This is a genomic window from Halorientalis pallida (assembly GCF_049605515.1).
GTDB lineage: Archaea > Halobacteriota > Halobacteria > Halobacteriales > Haloarculaceae > Halorientalis > Halorientalis pallida_A.
On the sequence record NZ_CP187158.1, the window covers coordinates 250,240 to 265,274 of the forward strand.

Consider the following 15,035-nt stretch of genomic DNA (forward strand, 5'->3'; position numbering starts at 1 on the left):
ATACCCATTGAGTCGGGACTTCCCTGAAAGTATTTTTGCCGGATTGTTCACGCCGGCCCCCCTCGCGCTCGCTCCCGGAAGATGCCGAGCAGGAGCCACGCGTACCCGACCGTCCCGAGCGTCGCGAGTGCCAGCCCACCGGTGGCGATAGTCGGCTGATCGGCCAGCCGCCCCGCGGCGTCGACGACGAGTCCGCTCGCGAGTGCCGCCATCGCGCCCAGTGCCAGCCGGTCGGCGTCGACGGGGAACGCGCCGACGGCCGGCGGGTAGAACTGCGTGGCGACGCCGACGATGGTCAATCCGAGAAACCCGACCAGTGCGACCCGGTAGTGGGTCACCACGAGCGCCGCATCGAGGCCGACGAACGCGAACGAGAGGCCGAGTCCGACGACGGCGACGCCCGAGAGCGCCCCGAGGACGACGCCGTACCGACCGACGCGCTCGCGGTCGCTCTCGACGACCAGCCACAGCACCGCCAGCGCGAAGGCGACGACCGCGAGGGCTTCCAGCGTCGCCCCGAACCGGAAGATCGGCCCCGCTGGCAGCGTCAGGGCGAGGATCAGCGGCGCGCCCGCGCCCAGCGACAGTGCGACCGCGACCAGCGGTTTCGGTGGATCGGCGACGAAGAATCGGGGAAGCAGTCGAAAGCCGACGGAAAAGACCAGCAGGGCGGCGGTTCCCGCCGCGAACAGGTGCGTTCGCTGGGGCGCGTACGCGAACGGCGCGTCGACTGGGGTGTGTGCCGTGACGAGGACCGCTGTTCCGACAGCCAGATACGCGAACGCGACGGGCATCGCGGCGTTGGCCATGCGGTCCACCGGCCGCCGGGCCGCGTCGTGGTCGCCCGTTCCCGTCTCGGCCCCGGCGAGGTTGTCCCTGACCGTCCACGCCAGTGTCCCGAGAAACACCGCGACGCCGGTAGCCCACAGGATTGCGCCGGACGCACCGACGAGTCCGGGGACCCACGGCAGGCCCGCCGCGGCGAGTCCGAGAGTCCCGAGAACCGAGAGCGGCAACTGCACCGTCGGCGCGCGGGGGACGGCCAGTTCACGGTCGAAGTAGGCGGGGACGAGCGCGTAGGCCTTCCCGAACAGCGTGTGGAAGACGAAGCCAGAGAGCGCGAGGGTCACCTCGGTCCGGCGCGGGAGGCCGACCAGGGCGGCGAGGCTCCACAGCACCAGCCAGCAAGCCCCGGCCGCGACGAACCGGCGGGTCCACCGGGAGACTGTGGCGCTCGCCGTCGACATAGCGGCGTCTCGCACGCCGGTGTGAAAAGCCTCGGTCCCGAACCGGTTCGGGACAACCGGCAGGCCCGCCGCCCCGGTAGCTCCGGGTATGCCAGCCACGGACCTCGACAGCGAACGGGACTACGCCGACGACCAGTTCAGCGCGCAGGGCGTCTTCCGAACCGAGCGCTCGAAGGCCGTCTGTGCGTACTTCGAGCCCGGACAGTTCATCCCGGTCCACGCGCCCGACAGCGACGTGACGGTCGTCGTCCAGTCCGGGCAGGGGATCGTCCGGGACGGCGACACCGACCACGAGGTCGAACCGGGGTCGGTCGTGAGCGTCCCGGCCGGCCAGGACCGCGGCGTCAGAGCCACCGAGGGCGAGCGCCTGGAAGCCGTGCTGGTGACCGCACCGCCCCCGACCGACGCCGAACACGAACCCGTCCGCCGGGGCCTGAAACAGGGGGAGTTCGAACCGTAACCGAACACGTTCGGGATAACCCGGAGGACGACCCGGTGGGAACTGTCGGTGTATGCCAGAAATCGACGTGCGCGAGATTCCACCCAAGGAGCGACACCCGAAGATCATGGACACCTTCACGGCGATGGACTCCGGTGAGACGCTGCGGCTGATCAACGACCACGATCCCAAACCGCTGTACTACGAGATGGAGGCCGAGGTCGACGCCTTCGACGCGGACAACTACGAGGTGCGCCGCGAGGAGGCCGAGAAATTCGTCGCGGAATTCCCCAAACAGTGATGGCCGAGACCGTCGCACTCGACGAACTGACCGGGTCGCCCCACGCGAAACTGTTCGACGAACCGCTGGTGATCCGGCTCGACCTGGCGGCCGGCGAGCGGGTCGATCCCCACCGCCACCCCGAGCGGACGGTCGTCCTGCACCTGCTCTCGGGCGAGATCGCGCTCGACCTCGACGACGAGACCCACGATCTCGAACCGGACGACGTGATCCGGTTCGACGGCCGCCGCGAGGTGTCCCCGAAGGCCGTCGCGGACAGCGAGGCACTGCTGGTACTCTCTCGACGGGTCGAGGATTAATCGCCGAACAGGTCCAGCGCGACGCGGACGGCCTCGTCGTCGGCCCCCGGGTCCGCCGCCGTCTCGTTCTCGCCACCGTCGCGATCCGCGGCCCGTCGAAGCGCCGCTTTCGGCGTCGCGACAAGCCGCTCGGTGAGCCGGTCGGCCAGCCTGCGGACCGCGGCGCGTGTCTCCGGGTCGGGGTCGCCCACCGTCTCCAGTTCGGCCAGCGCACGCTCGACCTGTCGCTCCCGGACGGCGGCCGCGCGGTCGTCGATCCGCTCGATGGCGCGCGCGACATCCGTGGCCTCGTCGCCGGGACGCTCACCGACCGCGTCGGACTCGGCAGTCCGGGTCACGGCGTCCAGACGACGGTCACGACGGCCGCGTCCAGTTCGACGGTGCCGTACGCGTAGCCCCGGTCGTCGAGTTTGGGGTAGAGGTGCTGTGGCGCGCGGTCGTTGAGCTGGACCAGCACCGTGTCGTCGTCGAGTTCCGTGAGCCGCTCCAGCGTCTGCTTCAGCGGTTCGGGCGGCCCGAGATCCCGCGCGTCCAGTCGCTCCCGCGGTGCCGAGCGCGGCGCACCCGTCTCCTCGACGGCTCTGCGGGCGATGTCTGTGGATTCGACTCCCATACTCGAACGTTCGTCGAGGCCGCCCCCAACCCTTATCCCGAACCAGTTCGGACGAAATACCGAACATGTTCGGAGACACGTACTGGGCGGCGTGCCGACAAGTATCGGGTAACCCATGCCACGAGCGAAACTGAGCGTCCGACTGCCCCAGGCGGCCTGGATCGGCGACCTCTCGACGGACTATCCGGACGTGGAGTTTCGGGTGCTGGCGGCGCTCCCGACCGGGGAGACCGGCGTCGGGCTGGTCGAACTCAGCGGCCCGAACCTCCCGGAGGTGATCCGGCGCATCCAGGAGCGCGAGACCATCGTGTCGCTGGATCTGCTCGGCGAGTCCGACGACCGGACGCTGATCCAGTTCGAGACGACCGAACCGCTCTTGCTGTTCTCGGTCAAGGAGTCGGGGATTCCGCTGGAACCGCCGGTCGAGATCCGCGACGGCCGCGCGACCGTGGAGGTGACCGCCTCGCAGGACCGGCTGTCGACCTTCGGTTCGCAACTGGAGCAGTTCGGGATGAGCTTCGACGTGGAGTACGTCCGGCGGACGGTCGACTCGACGGACCAGTTGCTGACCGACCGCCAGCGGGACCTGGTGGTGGAAGCTGTCCAGCAGGGGTACTACGACACGCCGCGGGAGAGTTCGCTGACGGAGCTGGCCGACCATCTCGGGATGGCGAAATCGACCGTCAGCGAGACGTTACACCGCGCCGAGGAGACAATCGTCAAGGAGTTCGTCGCGGAACTCGACGAGGGGCTGATCGCCGAGGCGCAGTGACGTTCGTCGTTCCTACAGTCTGAGAACGTCGCCCGCCGGTTTTGACGTGGGGCTGTGAACGTGCAGGTATGAGCACGACCGAACCCGACCCCATCCAGGCCGGTGTCAGGGTGACCCTCGCCATCACGCGACCCTGTGAGTGTCCGCTCGCGGCCGCGTCGACCGATTCCGGGGCCCGGGTCGACTCGGTCGCCCGGACCAGTTGCGGGTCACAGACGAGTACCAGCACGGAGTTCACGGTCCAGAGCGACTCGGCGGCCGACGGCGTCGACGGCGACCCGGTGTTCCGGACCGACGAGGGCGTCCGGTACCGCTGTCAGTGCGAGGCCGAGACCTGTCTGGCGGATCTGGTCGAGAGCTACGGCTGTCCGGTCAGCGACGTGCACGCCGTCGACGGGACGCTGTACCTGGTGTTCTACGCACCGGATCCCGACCGGGTGCGCGAGATCGTCGCCGCCGCCCGCGAGCGGTTCGACGACGTGGCCGTCCGCAACCTCAGCCAGTCGGGCGAACTCGTCGGCAACGGCTTCGTCTCCGTCGACACCGGGCGGCTGACCGAGCGCCAGCGCGAGGTCCTGGCGACCGCCTACGAGATGGGCTACTTCGACTACCCGAAAGGGGCCAACGCCGAGGAAGTGGCCGGCGAACTCGGCATCTCGCCGTCGACGCTCGCGGAACACCTCGCCGCCGCCCAGCAGAAAGTCCTCGGACCCGTCGCCCGCGAGTCGCTCTAGTCGCCCGTCGCCCCCTCACCCGCATCGAACCCCTCGGGGACGTGGGGGCAGAGCGGGTCGCTCGCCAGCGGATCGCCGGTGGTCGCGTACGCCCGGGACCGACTCCCGCCACAGACGTGCCGGAACTCGCAGGCCCCGCACTTCCCCGAGAGCCGATCACGGTCCCGGAGCGCGGTGAACAGGTCCGAGTTCCGATAGCAGTCCACGAGGTCGTCCTCCCGGACGTTGCCGGCCGATTCGGGCAGGAAGCCCGAGGGATACACGTCGCCGGTGTGGCTCACGAACGCGAAGCCGTCGCCGGCGACGATGCCGCCCCGTCGCTGGAGTCCGGCGTCGGCGCTCCCGTCTCCGTCCGCCGCACGACGCTGGAGCTTCACGCGGCGGTAGTGCGGTGCCTCGGTCGTCTTGACGCCGAACGGTTCCTCGTCGGCGGTCTCGGCCAGCCAGTCCATCACGCGGTCGGCTCGTTCGGGGGCGATGGGGTCGAGCAACTGGCCGCGGCCGACCGGAACGAGGAAGAAGACGCTCCACAGCACCGCGCCCAGTTCGCGAACGCGGTCGCGGATCTCGGGCAGTTGTTCGACCGTCTCCGCACAGACCGTCGTGTTGATCTGGAGCGGGAGGCCCGCATCGCGGGCGGCCTCGGCCGCGTCCACCGTCGCCGCGAAGCTCCCGGTCTCCCCGCGGAAGGCGTCGTGACTCTCGGCGTCGCCGCCGTCGAGGCTGAGCGCGATCCGGCGGAGGCCGGCCGCCGACAGGTCGTCCAGTACGTCGGCGGTCAACTCGTCGGTGCCGCTGGGCGTCAGAGACATACTCAGCCCCTGCTCTGACCCGTAGCGGACCAGTTCGGTGAGGTCGGATCGCTTGCACGGGTCGCCCCCGGAGAGGACGACGAGCTGGTTCTCGGCGAACTCCCGGGCCGAATCGAGGAGAGCCTTCCCCTCGTCGGTCGTGAGTTCGTCGGGGTGACGCATCGACTGTGCGTCGGCCCGGCAGTGTTCGCAGGCGAGTTCACAGGCCTGCGTGACTTCCCAGATCAACACCAGGGGCCGTCGGCTCGTGTCGAGGTCTCGGTTCATAGGTTGGGGTGGTCGTCGGATCGTCGTAACTGCGGGCAGGATTCCCACCGCCCGGGAACGGTCACTGCTCGCGGACGTGGACGCGGGTCACGTGGCCGCCACAGCCACACTGCTCGACGTACTCGTAATCCACGGCGTCACCGTAGGCCGCGTCGAGTTCGTCGTAGAGGTACGTCTCTGGGTGGCCGTGGTCGCCGTGGGTCACGAGGTTGACGTGGTTGCCCGCCACCGTGTGGTCGACGGCGTCGCGGGCCTGCGCGACCACCAGCTCCCGGTCCTCGGCGTGGTGGGGCTTCTCCAGATTCGCCGACCAGGAGTTGTCGTGGGTCGACTCCGTCACCGGCTCGACCGAATCGTGTGAGACAGTCATCTCGGGTTCATGTTGACATCGCTCCCCCGAACCATCTCTGGCGAACATGTTCGTCTCCACGAACGTACTCGGCGGCCGACACGAACGTGTTCGGCACTGGGTTTTGGGATGGCGCCTGAATACTTGTGTCCATGCCAGGGACAGCCGTCGGGTCCGAGACCGGGAGCGACGAGCGACTGACGACGGTGACGGTGAACTGCACCGGGCACGTCCGGTCGGCCGTTGGCCAGCCGCGACTGGAGTTTACCTTTACCGGGACGACGCTACGGGCGTTCCTCGACGCCTTCTTCGACGAGTACGACGTGGCCGACATGCTCATCGCCGAGACGGAGGCGGAGGCGACCACCCGTGGCTGGGCACCCGTGGACGAGGACGTGCCCGGGACGTGGAACGCGAATCCCGAGGGTGAACAGACTCGCGCGTACGCACGAGTACTCGTCAACGGCCGGTTCAACGAGTCACTGGAGGGTCTCGACACCCGTCTCGACGACGGGGACCGGGTCGCGCTCGTCTACCCGTTCATGTTCTGTCTCTGAGGAATCCGAACTCTCGGCCCGGCGATGGTATAAACGATCCGAACCGATTCGCGTTTTCCCGAGTCCGTTCTTACCGGCTGAGAAGGCTTCTCACGCCGCAGGAACGCACTTCGCGCTTTATCCCCGTCGGCCCGATACGACTACATGTACGGTGACTCACAATGTTCGACTCCACGCGGCGGAAGTGGCTGCAGGCCCTCGGGATCAGCGGCGCGGCGGCGACCATCGCCGGCTGTGCCGGGAACGAGGCCCCATCGGTGACCGAGACGGCGACTGACTCCACCCCCGCCCAGTCCGGCGGATCGGCCGAGACCGACGCGGACCGGGTGGCAGCGGACCCGACCGACCTCCCCGACCCCGTCGACTGGTCGTCCCCGAAGACCCACGAGGTGACGCTGGAAGTCGAGGAGGTGACCGCCGAGATCGAACCCGGCGTCACGTTCGACTACATGACCTTCGACGGGCAGATCCCCGGCCCGATGATCCGCGTCAGGCAGGGCGACACCGTCGAACTCACCCTCGACAACCTGCCGGACAACGCGATGGCCCACAACGTCGACCTCCACGCAGTCTACGGGACCGGCGGCGGTGCGGTGGCGACGACGGCCAACCCCGGCAGCGAGAACTCGATGCGGTTCCAGGCTCGCTACCCCGGAGCCTTCATCTACCACTGTGCCGTCCCGAACCTGGACTACCACATCAGCGCCGGGATGTTCGGGATGATCCTGGTCGAGCCGAAGCAGGGACTCCCCGAGGTGGATCAGGAGCTGTACCTCGGCCAGCACGAACTGTACACGGACAAGGACACCGGCGAGGAGGGCCACCACAAGTTCGACTTCGAGGCGATGGCCGACGAGAACCCCACGTACGTGGTCCTCAACGGCGAGAAGTACGCCTGGGCGGCCGCACGGTACGGCCCCGTCGGCGTCGACCAGGGCGACCGCGTGCGGGTGTTCCTGGTCGACGGCGGCCCGAACCTCTCCAGTAACTTCCACCCCATCGGGAACGTCTGGAGCGAGGCCTACCGCGACGGCGGCCTCCCCGAGGACGGCGACTTCGCCGGCTACGCGGACAGGAACATCCAGACGATGAAGGTCCCGCCGGGAAGCTGTATGATCGGCGAGATGGAGACGCCGGTCCCCGAACGGATCAAGCTCGTCGACCACGCCCTCTCCCGGGTCGCCCGGAAGGGCCTGCTCGCCGAAGTCGACGTGAACGGGAGCGAGAACGACCGGATCTACGACCCCGACGCGAAGGGGTCCAGCCACGAAGGCCCCATCTACGAGTGACCGACTGCGGGACCGGGCTTCCCGTTTCGACCCTCGATATCGTTCGGTGTGTTAGACACCAGAGTTAATCCGTCCCCAAACACTGTGGTGTGATATGTCACACCACGAGGCCGACGCGCTCGGTCGGACGTTCGGTCTCCAGCGGACGGCCGTCCGTGAGGGCCGCATGGCTGTGTGGAACGGACTCGTTTTCCAGCGCCAGATCGACGACGCGGTGCTGGCCGGCCTGCAGGCGGAGGCGGCCACACGCGAGGCGGTCGTCGAGTTCTGTGCCGACGCCGTACGTGACGGAGCCGGCTGGCTCGACGACGCGCTCCGCGGCGACCCGGCCGCCGACCAGTCGGGCCCGCTCCGGCGACTCGTCGAGCGACCGCTCGACGCCCTCGTGAGTGCGAACGAGACCGCCGGCCAGCGACTCGTCGACGCCGCCGACGCGGGATTCGACCGGTACGAGCGCGGGCTTCGGTCGCTGTTGCTCGCGCTCAACCGCCGGCTCAACGTCTTGCTGGCCAAACACGAGGCGCTCGAAGCGCGACTGCGCGAGTACGTCGAGTCCCTCGACGAGGACGAGAAAGCCGAGCAGGTGGCCGATTTCCGCCGCCAGCTGTCGACGCTCCAGGGGGACCTCGAGGCGATGCACGCCCGATTGGCCGGCTACGAGGCCGGGCCGGCCGACTGATTTCGGGGGTGATCGGGCGAGGCCGAACTGCCAGTTTCGTATCACTAGCCTTCAAACGGCTGGCTATCGACACTCGGCACATGGCAAACGACAATAATCCGGTGAGCCAGGCGTTCGAACTCCAGCGGCAGGCGCTCGAACGGAGCCAGAAGGCCATGCAGCAGGGCATCGAGTTCCAGCAACGGCTCAACGAGGCGATGCTGAGCGGAGTCGAAGGCGGTGCCGAGGCGTCCGAACGCGGCTCGGAGATGACGCGCGAGGCCATCCACAGCACCCTCGACGCCATCGAGGGGATGGTCCCCGAGGACGAGACGGACTTCGACCAGATCCGGGAGGCCATCGACCAGCAGTTCGACGCCGCCGAGGAGGCGACCCAGCAAGCCAACGAGCAGGCGCTTGAGTTCACCGAGGCCGGCTTCGACAACGCCGAGTCGGCCGCAGAGTCCTACGTCGAGTCGGTCGACCAGCAGGTCGAACAGCTTCGCCAGGCCCACGAGGACCTCGAAGAACAGACCCTCTCCTTCCTCGAACAGACCGAAGAACAGCTCGAAAAGCTCCAGCAGGAGACCGACGGCACGCCGTTCGACGGGTTCGAACAGCTCCAGACCCAGATGGAGGAGCTGCGCGAGCGCCTCAGTCAGTGAGGTCGCCAGGCGAGCGTATATCGGGCTCCCCTCGCCCGGTTCGGGCGGTCGAGGGCTACTCTTAAGAGTGCGGCGTACGACCGCCCACGTACAGCTATGGCAGACGAAACGCCAGTCAGCGAGATCATGAGCTCTCCGGTCCAGACGGTCGGGAAGGACGCGACCGTCGAAGAGGTGGCGCGTGTGTTCGCGGAGGAGGGCGTCGGGTCACTCATCATCGGCGAGGACCCCATCGACGGCATCATCACCGAGTACGACGTGGTCAAGTCCATCGGGCAGGGCAAGGACCCGGCTGACACGACCGTCGGCCAGTTGATGTCCGAACCGGTCGTGACCATCCGGCCCGACGACACCGTCGAGAACGCCGGCGACCGCATGGGCAACAACGGCGTCAAGAAGTTGCCCGTCACCGAGGGCGGCAAGCCCGTCGGCATCGTCACGACGACGGACCTGGCACACTTCCTGCCCCACCACCGCCTGGAGATGGCCGGACAGACCGAGGAAGACGTCTCCGACGGCGAGTTCGAGTAACCACCAACCCGACGCCGACCGCCGCCGCGTCTTAATTGTCCTCATCAGTGGCCCCGAAACTATACCCGCTATCCCCTGGGTTGTGACCCATCCGCAAGGATGTGGGTGCCGGAATGCGAGAGTACGACTACTATCGGCAGGTGTTCGCCGACCGGGAGTTCCCGCTGGCGTTCGTGGACCGTGACGCGCTGGACCGGAACGTCGAGCAGGTGCAGTCACGCGCCGGCTCGCTTCCCGTTCGGATCGCCTCGAAGTCACTGCGATGTCGGGCGATCATGGAGTACGTCCTCGATCACGACGGGTTGCGCGGCGTCATGTGCTACCACGGCCAGGAGGCCGCACATCTGGCGGCCCGGGGGTTCGAGGACCTGCTCGTGGCGTATCCGGTCTATCAACGGTCGGAACTGCGGTCCGTCTGCGAGGCGGTCGAGTCGGGGACGACGATCACGCTCATGGTCGACAGCGCGGCCCACGTCGAACGCGCCGGCGAAGTGGCCGCCGCGGCCGGCGTCGAGGTCCCGCTCTGTCTCGACGTGGACATGTCGAGCGAGCATCTGGGCGTGTTCTTCGGCACGCGCCGTTCGGACGTTCGGACGCCCGCCGACGCACTGGCGGTGGCCGACGCTATCGAGCGAACCGACGGCGTCCGACTCGACGGGGTGATGGGATACGAGGGCCAGATCGCCGGCCTCCCGGATCGGAATCCCGCGAACAACGCGGCGGTCGACGCGGCCGTCCGCCTGCTGAAAGAACGGTCGAAACGCGCCGTCGCCGACCGCCGCGGGGCAATCGTCGACGCGCTGGCCGACCGTGGACACGACCTCCGGTTCGTCAACGGCGGCGGGACCGGGAGTCTGGCGTACACGACCGACGACCCAGCCGTCACGGAAGTGACCGTCGGCTCCGGGTTCTACGCGCCGACGCTGTTCGATCACTACGACGACTTCCAGCACACGCCGGCGGCGGGGTACGCGATCGAGGTCGTCCGCCGACCAGCCGACGGCGTCTACACCTGCCGCGGCGGCGGCTACGTCGCGTCCGGTCCCGCCGGCTCCGACAAGACGCCGACCGTCGCGCGCCCCCGGGACGCCGCGTTGACCGACACCGAAGGCGCGGGCGAGGTCCAGACGCCGGTCGAGTACGACGGGTCGCTCTCGCTGGGCGATCCGGTCGTCTGCCGCCACGCGAAGGCCGGCGAACTGTGTCGCAACTTCGCCTCGATGGCGGTCGTCGCCGACGGCGCGGTCGTCGAGACGGTACCCACCTACCGAGGTGACGGGACATGTTTCATGTAACCACCACACCGACAGCCGAGACCGACGAACGACCTGGGGCCGAGCGGGAGGGTCGCGATGAGCAGTGAGTGGCGCAACTGGGCCGGGACGGCGTCGTGTCACCCACAGCACTGGGAGACGCCCGCCTCCGAGGAGGAACTGCGCGAACTGGTCGCCGGCCTGGGGCCAGGGGCGGGCACGCTCCGTGTCGCGGGCTCGGCCCACTCGTTCCCGCCGGTCGTCCCCAGCGGCGACGTGCTGGTCTCGCTGGAGAACTACACCGGTATCGTCGCTATCGACGAAGCGGCCCAGCAGGTGACCGTCCGCGCCGGGACGCCGCTCTCGGACCTGTCGAGCGAACTGGCCGACTACGGGCTGGCGATGGAGAACCTCGGCGACATCGACGACCAGACCGTCGCGGGGGCGATCAGTACCGGCACCCACGGCACGGGGAGCGATCTGGGCATCCTCTCCACGCAGGTCGCTCGCATGGGCCTCATCACCGCCGACGGGACCGTCGTCGAGTGTTCACCCGACGAGCGGCCAGACCTGTTCCGGGCCGCACAGGTCTCGCTGGGCGCGCTCGGCGTCATCTCGACGGTCACGCTGGACGTGGTGCCCGCGTACGACCTCGAACTCCGGACACGGCCGATGGCGCTCGAAGTCTGTCTCGACAGGCTCCCCGAACTTCGCTCGGAGAACCGCCACTTCGAGTTCTTCTGGTTCCCGCACACGGAGACGGCCTTCGTCAAGACGATGAACCGGACCGACGCCGAGCGGACCGGGACGGGCGGCGACTTCGACAGTCGGGTCGAGAACCTCGCGTGGGAGGGGCTGTGCCGACTCTCGACGCGGTTCCCGTCGACCGCGCCGTACGCGACCAGGGTGGCCGCGTGGTCGTTCTCGCCGGACCGCGCCGTCGGCCCGAGCCACGAACTGTTCGCCCACGACCGGACGGTCCGGTTCGCCGAGAGCGAGTGGAGCATTCCGGCCGACGAGATCGCGCCCGCGATCCGGGAGCTAAAGCGCTGGATCGAGCGACACGACGAACCGGTCACCTTCCCGGTCGAAGTTCGATACACCGCCGGCGACGACATCCCGCTCAGCCCCGCCTACGGCCGCGAATCCGGCTTCGTCGCCGTCCACAAGTACCACCGCAAGCCCCACGACCGGTACTTCGAGGCCGCCGCGTCGATACTCCGGGAACGCGACGGCCGACCCCACTGGGGCAAACTCCACTCGCTCGACGCCACGGACGGTCCGGACCTGTACCCGGAGTGGGACACCTTCCGGCGCGTTCGCGAGGAGTGTGATCCCGGCCGCCTGTTCCTGAACGACCACCTCGACCGGTTGTTCGGACAGTGAACTGGCCGTCGAGTTGAGCCGGTCACCGTCGCGCTACCGACGCATCCCCGCACAGGGCCTCGATAGAAAGACCGCCAGAACGGACCGTCCCCCGAGAGAGCGTCTACTGGTCGCCGTCCCAGTCCATCCGGCACGACTCGTTACAGAAGTGCGCCGACTGCACCTGCTCGTCTTCGATCCACGTGATGACACGATGGTCCGGTTCGTCGACGACAACATCCCCACACGTCTCACAGACGGGCGCGTCGTCCTCCGATACGTCCTCGCCGATATCCGATGTCGGATCGACCATTGAGTGTACCTGTGCAACCGACGTACTTAATCCCACATATCGCCGCCGAGCGACGAGGCCAGAAAGCGGCGGCCTCTCCGTCGGGCTCGTCAGATCGAGCGTTCGTACTCGGGATCGAACATCTGGGCCGACATCGGTGCGGGGTCGCCCTCGGTGAGGTTGTACTCGCTGAAGTCGGTGACGCCGGCCTCGGAGAGCAGTTCCTCGTCGTACACCGCGTTGCCGGTGAACTCGGCGGGGTCCCGCGAGAGGATCTCCATGACGGTGTCGGCGACGATCTGGGGGGTCCGCCAGTCGTCCTCGGTGCCCATGCCGAAGTAGCGGGTCGCACGCGTGTCGATGGCGGTGACCGGCCAGAAGGAGTTACAGCCGATGTCGTAGCCGCCCAGTTCCTGGGCCAGCGAGAGCGTGATGAACGACATCCCCATCTTCGACCACGAGTAGGCGGCCTTGCCGGGCGAGCGGTCGATCTCGACCGGCGGCGCGTTCGTCAGGAGCCACGCGTCCTCCTCGGTGTCCTTGAGGTGGTCGATGAACGCGCGGGAGACCAGGTAGGTGCCACGCACGTTGACCTCGTTCATGAGGTCGTAGCGGTTGGCCGGCATCTGCTCGACGTTCGCCATCTGGATCGCGCTGGCGTTGTTGATGACGATGTTGATCTCGCCCATCTCCTCGATGGCCTCCTCGACGGCGGCTTCGACGGCGTCCTCGTCCCGCACGTTCAGCTGGATCGCGTGGGTGTCGACGCCTTTCTCGGCACACTCCTCCGCGGTCTTGTGGATCGTCCCCTCCAGATCGGTGTCGGAGTCGTCGACGGTCTTGCCCGTCGAGACGATGTTACAGCCGGCCTCGGCGAGTTCGAGTGCGAGCGCCTTGCCGATGCCGCGGGTGGTTCCGGTGATGAACGCCGTCTGACCGCTCAGGTCTGGTGTCTCGATCATCCGTGACTGTTCCACTCTGGCATACCTCATATAATTCCTGCAACGGCGGTCGCTACGGGAAGCGGTGGACCGCGACCGAACGGCGTGAAATTAAGTCCCGGGCCACTAACAGACGACCATGCCCTCGGTCGTCGCCAACGCAAAACGCCTCGTCGTCTGGCTCGTGAGTCTCGCTGTCGCCGCCCTCTCCGTCGCGCTGGCGGTCGGTGCGGTGCCCTGAGTCAGCGATCGCGCGTGACCGATTCGCCCGGTTTCGTCGTCGCCCCGGGCGAGAGCGTCACCCCGGGACTCAGGCTCGTGTTGATGCCAGTCTTGGCCCCGTCGCCGGCCACGACGCCGAACTTCCGCCGGCCGGTCGAGACCCGCTCGCCTTTGACCGTCAGTTTCACTTCCTCGTCGTCGTGCCGGAGGTTCGCCACCTGGGTCCCCGCGCCGAAGTTCACGTCCCGTCCGAGGACGCTGTCGCCGACGTAGGACAGGTGGGGCACGTTCGTCCCCTGCATGACGACGCTGTTTTTGATCTCGACGCCGTTGCCGACGTGGGTGTCTTCACAGAGCAGTGTCGAGCCCCGAACGTACGCGTTCGGACCCACGTCCGCACCGCTACGGAGCAGTGCGGGCCCCTCGATCACGACGCCCGGTTCGACCGTTGCACCCTCCTCGACCACGACCGGGCCGCGGAGTTCGGCGGCCTCGCTCACGTCGCCCCTGACCGCGGGTTCGAGGTCGTCGAGTTTCCACTCGTTGGCTTCCAGCAGTTCCCACGGGCGGCCGACGCCGAGCCAGCGTTCGACCGCGACCGTCCGCACGTCGAACTCGCCGATCACCCGCTCCAGCACGTCCGTGATCTCGTGTTCGCCGCGCTCGCTCATCGGCACGTCCAGCCAGTCCCGCGCCTCGGCGGGGAAGACGTACGCGCCGACGTTGACCAGATTGGAGGGCGGCTCCGTCGGTTTCTCCTCGATGTCCGTGACGGTGCCGTCCTGCACGTCGAAGACGCCGTAGGGTGTCGGGTCCTCGACGGCGTACGTGCCGACCGCGGGGCCGCCGGAGAACAGCGACGAGAGCGCCGCCGGATCGTAGAGGTCGTCGCCGTTCAGGACAGCGAACGCCCCGTCGATGTGGTCCTCGGCGGCTTGCACCGCGTGGGCCGTCCCGAGTTGCTCCTCCTGGACGGCGTACGACACCGGCACGCCCCGGTAGCGCTCGCCGAAGTGGTCCCGGACGACCGCCTGTTCGTAGCCGACGACGAAGACGAGTTCGTCGACCCCGGCCTCCACCGCGGCGTCGGCAGTGTGCGCACAGAGCGGCCGGTCGGCGACCGGCAACATCGGTTTCGGCAGCGACGCCGTCAGCGGACGCATCCGCGTCCCCTCTCCCGCGGCGAGGATCACAGCCTGCATGTTCGGCCCTGCCGCTGGCTCCCACATAGCCCTACCGGCTGTTGGCCAGCGTAGGACCCGCATTCTTATCGCGAACTCCCCAGGGCCGGACGCATCGCTCGGCGCTGGCGCGCCTCACGAGAAATGTCCGGTGTGAACGGAAGGGGCGGGATTTGAACAACGTCCAGACGGTCCGGGCATCCGACCTCGCTCCGCTCGGTCGTTCCGGGCTGCGACTGGCCTCGTTC

Annotated in this window: 20 protein-coding genes; 12 read left to right on the plus strand and 8 right to left on the minus strand. The window is 68.1% G+C overall.

Annotated features, from left to right (window positions below; genetic code table 11):
• Positions 1 to 47: 47 nt before the first annotated feature.
• The gene (locus ACOZ4N_RS02800) at positions 48 to 1,247 is read right to left on the minus strand and encodes a hypothetical protein (protein ID WP_424018419.1); all 1,200 of its coding nucleotides are present in this window, start codon (positions 1,245 to 1,247) and stop codon (positions 48 to 50) included.
• A gap of 88 nt (positions 1,248 to 1,335) precedes the next feature.
• On the opposite strand from ACOZ4N_RS02800, the gene ACOZ4N_RS02805 reads away from it, so the two are divergent.
• Genes ACOZ4N_RS02805 through ACOZ4N_RS02815 form a run of 3 tightly spaced genes read left to right on the plus strand, consistent with a single transcriptional unit; the run spans position 1,336 to position 2,286 of the window.
• Entirely contained in the window at positions 1,336 to 1,707 is a 372-nt protein-coding gene (locus ACOZ4N_RS02805) for a cupin domain-containing protein (protein WP_424018420.1), read from the plus strand.
• Between the two features lie 52 nt (positions 1,708 to 1,759).
• A complete protein-coding gene (locus ACOZ4N_RS02810) occupies positions 1,760 to 1,987 on the plus strand; it encodes a DUF2249 domain-containing protein (protein WP_424018421.1) in 228 nt (75 codons plus the stop codon).
• Entirely contained in the window at positions 1,987 to 2,286 is a 300-nt protein-coding gene (locus ACOZ4N_RS02815; protein WP_424018423.1) for a cupin domain-containing protein, read from the plus strand. The genes ACOZ4N_RS02810 and ACOZ4N_RS02815 overlap by 1 nt, the downstream gene beginning before the upstream one ends.
• On the opposite strand, the gene ACOZ4N_RS02820 is transcribed toward ACOZ4N_RS02815, so the two are convergent.
• Positions 2,283 to 2,624, minus strand: coding sequence for a hypothetical protein (locus tag ACOZ4N_RS02820; protein ID WP_424018424.1), 342 nt, complete (start codon positions 2,622 to 2,624; stop codon positions 2,283 to 2,285). The two genes, ACOZ4N_RS02815 and ACOZ4N_RS02820, sit on opposite strands and share 4 nt — an antisense overlap.
• Positions 2,621 to 2,899, minus strand: coding sequence for a DUF2249 domain-containing protein (locus tag ACOZ4N_RS02825; RefSeq protein ID WP_424018425.1), 279 nt, complete (start codon positions 2,897 to 2,899; stop codon positions 2,621 to 2,623). The genes ACOZ4N_RS02820 and ACOZ4N_RS02825 overlap by 4 nt, the downstream gene beginning before the upstream one ends.
• Before the next feature lie 115 nt (positions 2,900 to 3,014).
• Here ACOZ4N_RS02825 and ACOZ4N_RS02830 point away from each other — a divergent pair, with 115 nt between their 5' ends.
• Complete coding sequence (locus ACOZ4N_RS02830) at positions 3,015 to 3,671, plus strand: helix-turn-helix domain-containing protein (RefSeq protein ID WP_424018426.1); 657 nt, start codon at positions 3,015 to 3,017, stop codon at positions 3,669 to 3,671.
• Positions 3,672 to 3,739: 68 nt separating this feature from the next.
• Complete coding sequence (locus tag ACOZ4N_RS02835) at positions 3,740 to 4,405, plus strand: helix-turn-helix domain-containing protein (RefSeq protein ID WP_424018427.1); 666 nt, start codon at positions 3,740 to 3,742, stop codon at positions 4,403 to 4,405.
• Here ACOZ4N_RS02835 and ACOZ4N_RS02840 read toward each other — a convergent pair.
• Positions 4,402 to 5,484, minus strand: coding sequence for a TIGR04053 family radical SAM/SPASM domain-containing protein (locus ACOZ4N_RS02840; RefSeq protein WP_424018429.1), 1,083 nt, complete (start codon positions 5,482 to 5,484; stop codon positions 4,402 to 4,404). The genes ACOZ4N_RS02835 and ACOZ4N_RS02840 overlap by 4 nt on opposite strands.
• Positions 5,485 to 5,545: 61 nt before the next feature.
• The gene (locus tag ACOZ4N_RS02845; protein WP_424018431.1) at positions 5,546 to 5,854 is read right to left on the minus strand and encodes a CGCGG family rSAM-modified RiPP protein; all 309 of its coding nucleotides are present in this window, start codon (positions 5,852 to 5,854) and stop codon (positions 5,546 to 5,548) included.
• A gap of 131 nt (positions 5,855 to 5,985) precedes the next feature.
• Here ACOZ4N_RS02845 and ACOZ4N_RS02850 point away from each other — a divergent pair, with 131 nt between their 5' ends.
• The 7 genes from ACOZ4N_RS02850 (at position 5,986) to ACOZ4N_RS02880 (ending at position 12,172) form a co-directional block, all read left to right on the plus strand.
• Positions 5,986 to 6,390, plus strand: a complete 405-nt coding sequence (locus tag ACOZ4N_RS02850; protein ID WP_424018432.1) for a MoaD/ThiS family protein — start codon at positions 5,986 to 5,988, stop codon at positions 6,388 to 6,390.
• Positions 6,391 to 6,551: 161 nt separating this feature from the next.
• Entirely contained in the window at positions 6,552 to 7,679 is a 1,128-nt protein-coding gene (nirK, locus tag ACOZ4N_RS02855; protein ID WP_424018433.1) for a copper-containing nitrite reductase, read from the plus strand.
• A 94-nt stretch (positions 7,680 to 7,773) separates the two neighbouring features.
• Complete coding sequence (locus ACOZ4N_RS02860) at positions 7,774 to 8,358, plus strand: hypothetical protein (RefSeq protein WP_424018434.1); 585 nt, start codon at positions 7,774 to 7,776, stop codon at positions 8,356 to 8,358.
• A gap of 80 nt (positions 8,359 to 8,438) precedes the next feature.
• Positions 8,439 to 9,002 (plus strand): hypothetical protein, encoded by a 564-nt coding sequence (locus ACOZ4N_RS02865; protein WP_424018435.1) that lies wholly within the window; start codon positions 8,439 to 8,441, stop codon positions 9,000 to 9,002.
• 96 nt (positions 9,003 to 9,098) lie between these two features.
• Positions 9,099 to 9,533 carry a cyclic nucleotide-binding/CBS domain-containing protein gene (locus ACOZ4N_RS02870; protein WP_424018436.1) on the plus strand — a complete coding sequence of 145 codons (435 nt, stop codon included), beginning with the start codon at positions 9,099 to 9,101 and terminating at the stop codon, positions 9,531 to 9,533.
• Positions 9,534 to 9,646: 113 nt separating this feature from the next.
• Positions 9,647 to 10,828 (plus strand): alanine racemase, encoded by a 1,182-nt coding sequence (locus ACOZ4N_RS02875; protein WP_424018437.1) that lies wholly within the window; start codon positions 9,647 to 9,649, stop codon positions 10,826 to 10,828.
• A gap of 57 nt (positions 10,829 to 10,885) precedes the next feature.
• Entirely contained in the window at positions 10,886 to 12,172 is a 1,287-nt protein-coding gene (locus ACOZ4N_RS02880) for a D-arabinono-1,4-lactone oxidase (RefSeq protein ID WP_424018438.1), read from the plus strand.
• 103 nt (positions 12,173 to 12,275) lie between these two features.
• Here ACOZ4N_RS02880 and ACOZ4N_RS02885 read toward each other — a convergent pair whose 3' ends face one another.
• The 3 genes from ACOZ4N_RS02885 to glmU all read right to left on the minus strand — a co-directional run bounded on the left by ACOZ4N_RS02885 (position 12,276) and on the right by glmU (position 14,808).
• A complete protein-coding gene (locus ACOZ4N_RS02885) occupies positions 12,276 to 12,464 on the minus strand; it encodes a DUF7576 family protein (RefSeq protein WP_424018439.1) in 189 nt (62 codons plus the stop codon).
• Between the two features lie 89 nt (positions 12,465 to 12,553).
• On the minus strand, positions 12,554 to 13,405 hold the full coding sequence (locus tag ACOZ4N_RS02890) for an SDR family oxidoreductase (RefSeq protein WP_424018440.1): 852 nt from the start codon (positions 13,403 to 13,405) through the stop codon (positions 12,554 to 12,556).
• Between the two features lie 221 nt (positions 13,406 to 13,626).
• Positions 13,627 to 14,808 carry a bifunctional sugar-1-phosphate nucleotidylyltransferase/acetyltransferase gene (glmU, locus tag ACOZ4N_RS02895; RefSeq protein ID WP_424018441.1) on the minus strand — a complete coding sequence of 394 codons (1,182 nt, stop codon included), beginning with the start codon at positions 14,806 to 14,808 and terminating at the stop codon, positions 13,627 to 13,629.
• Positions 14,809 to 15,035 lie beyond the last annotated feature (227 nt).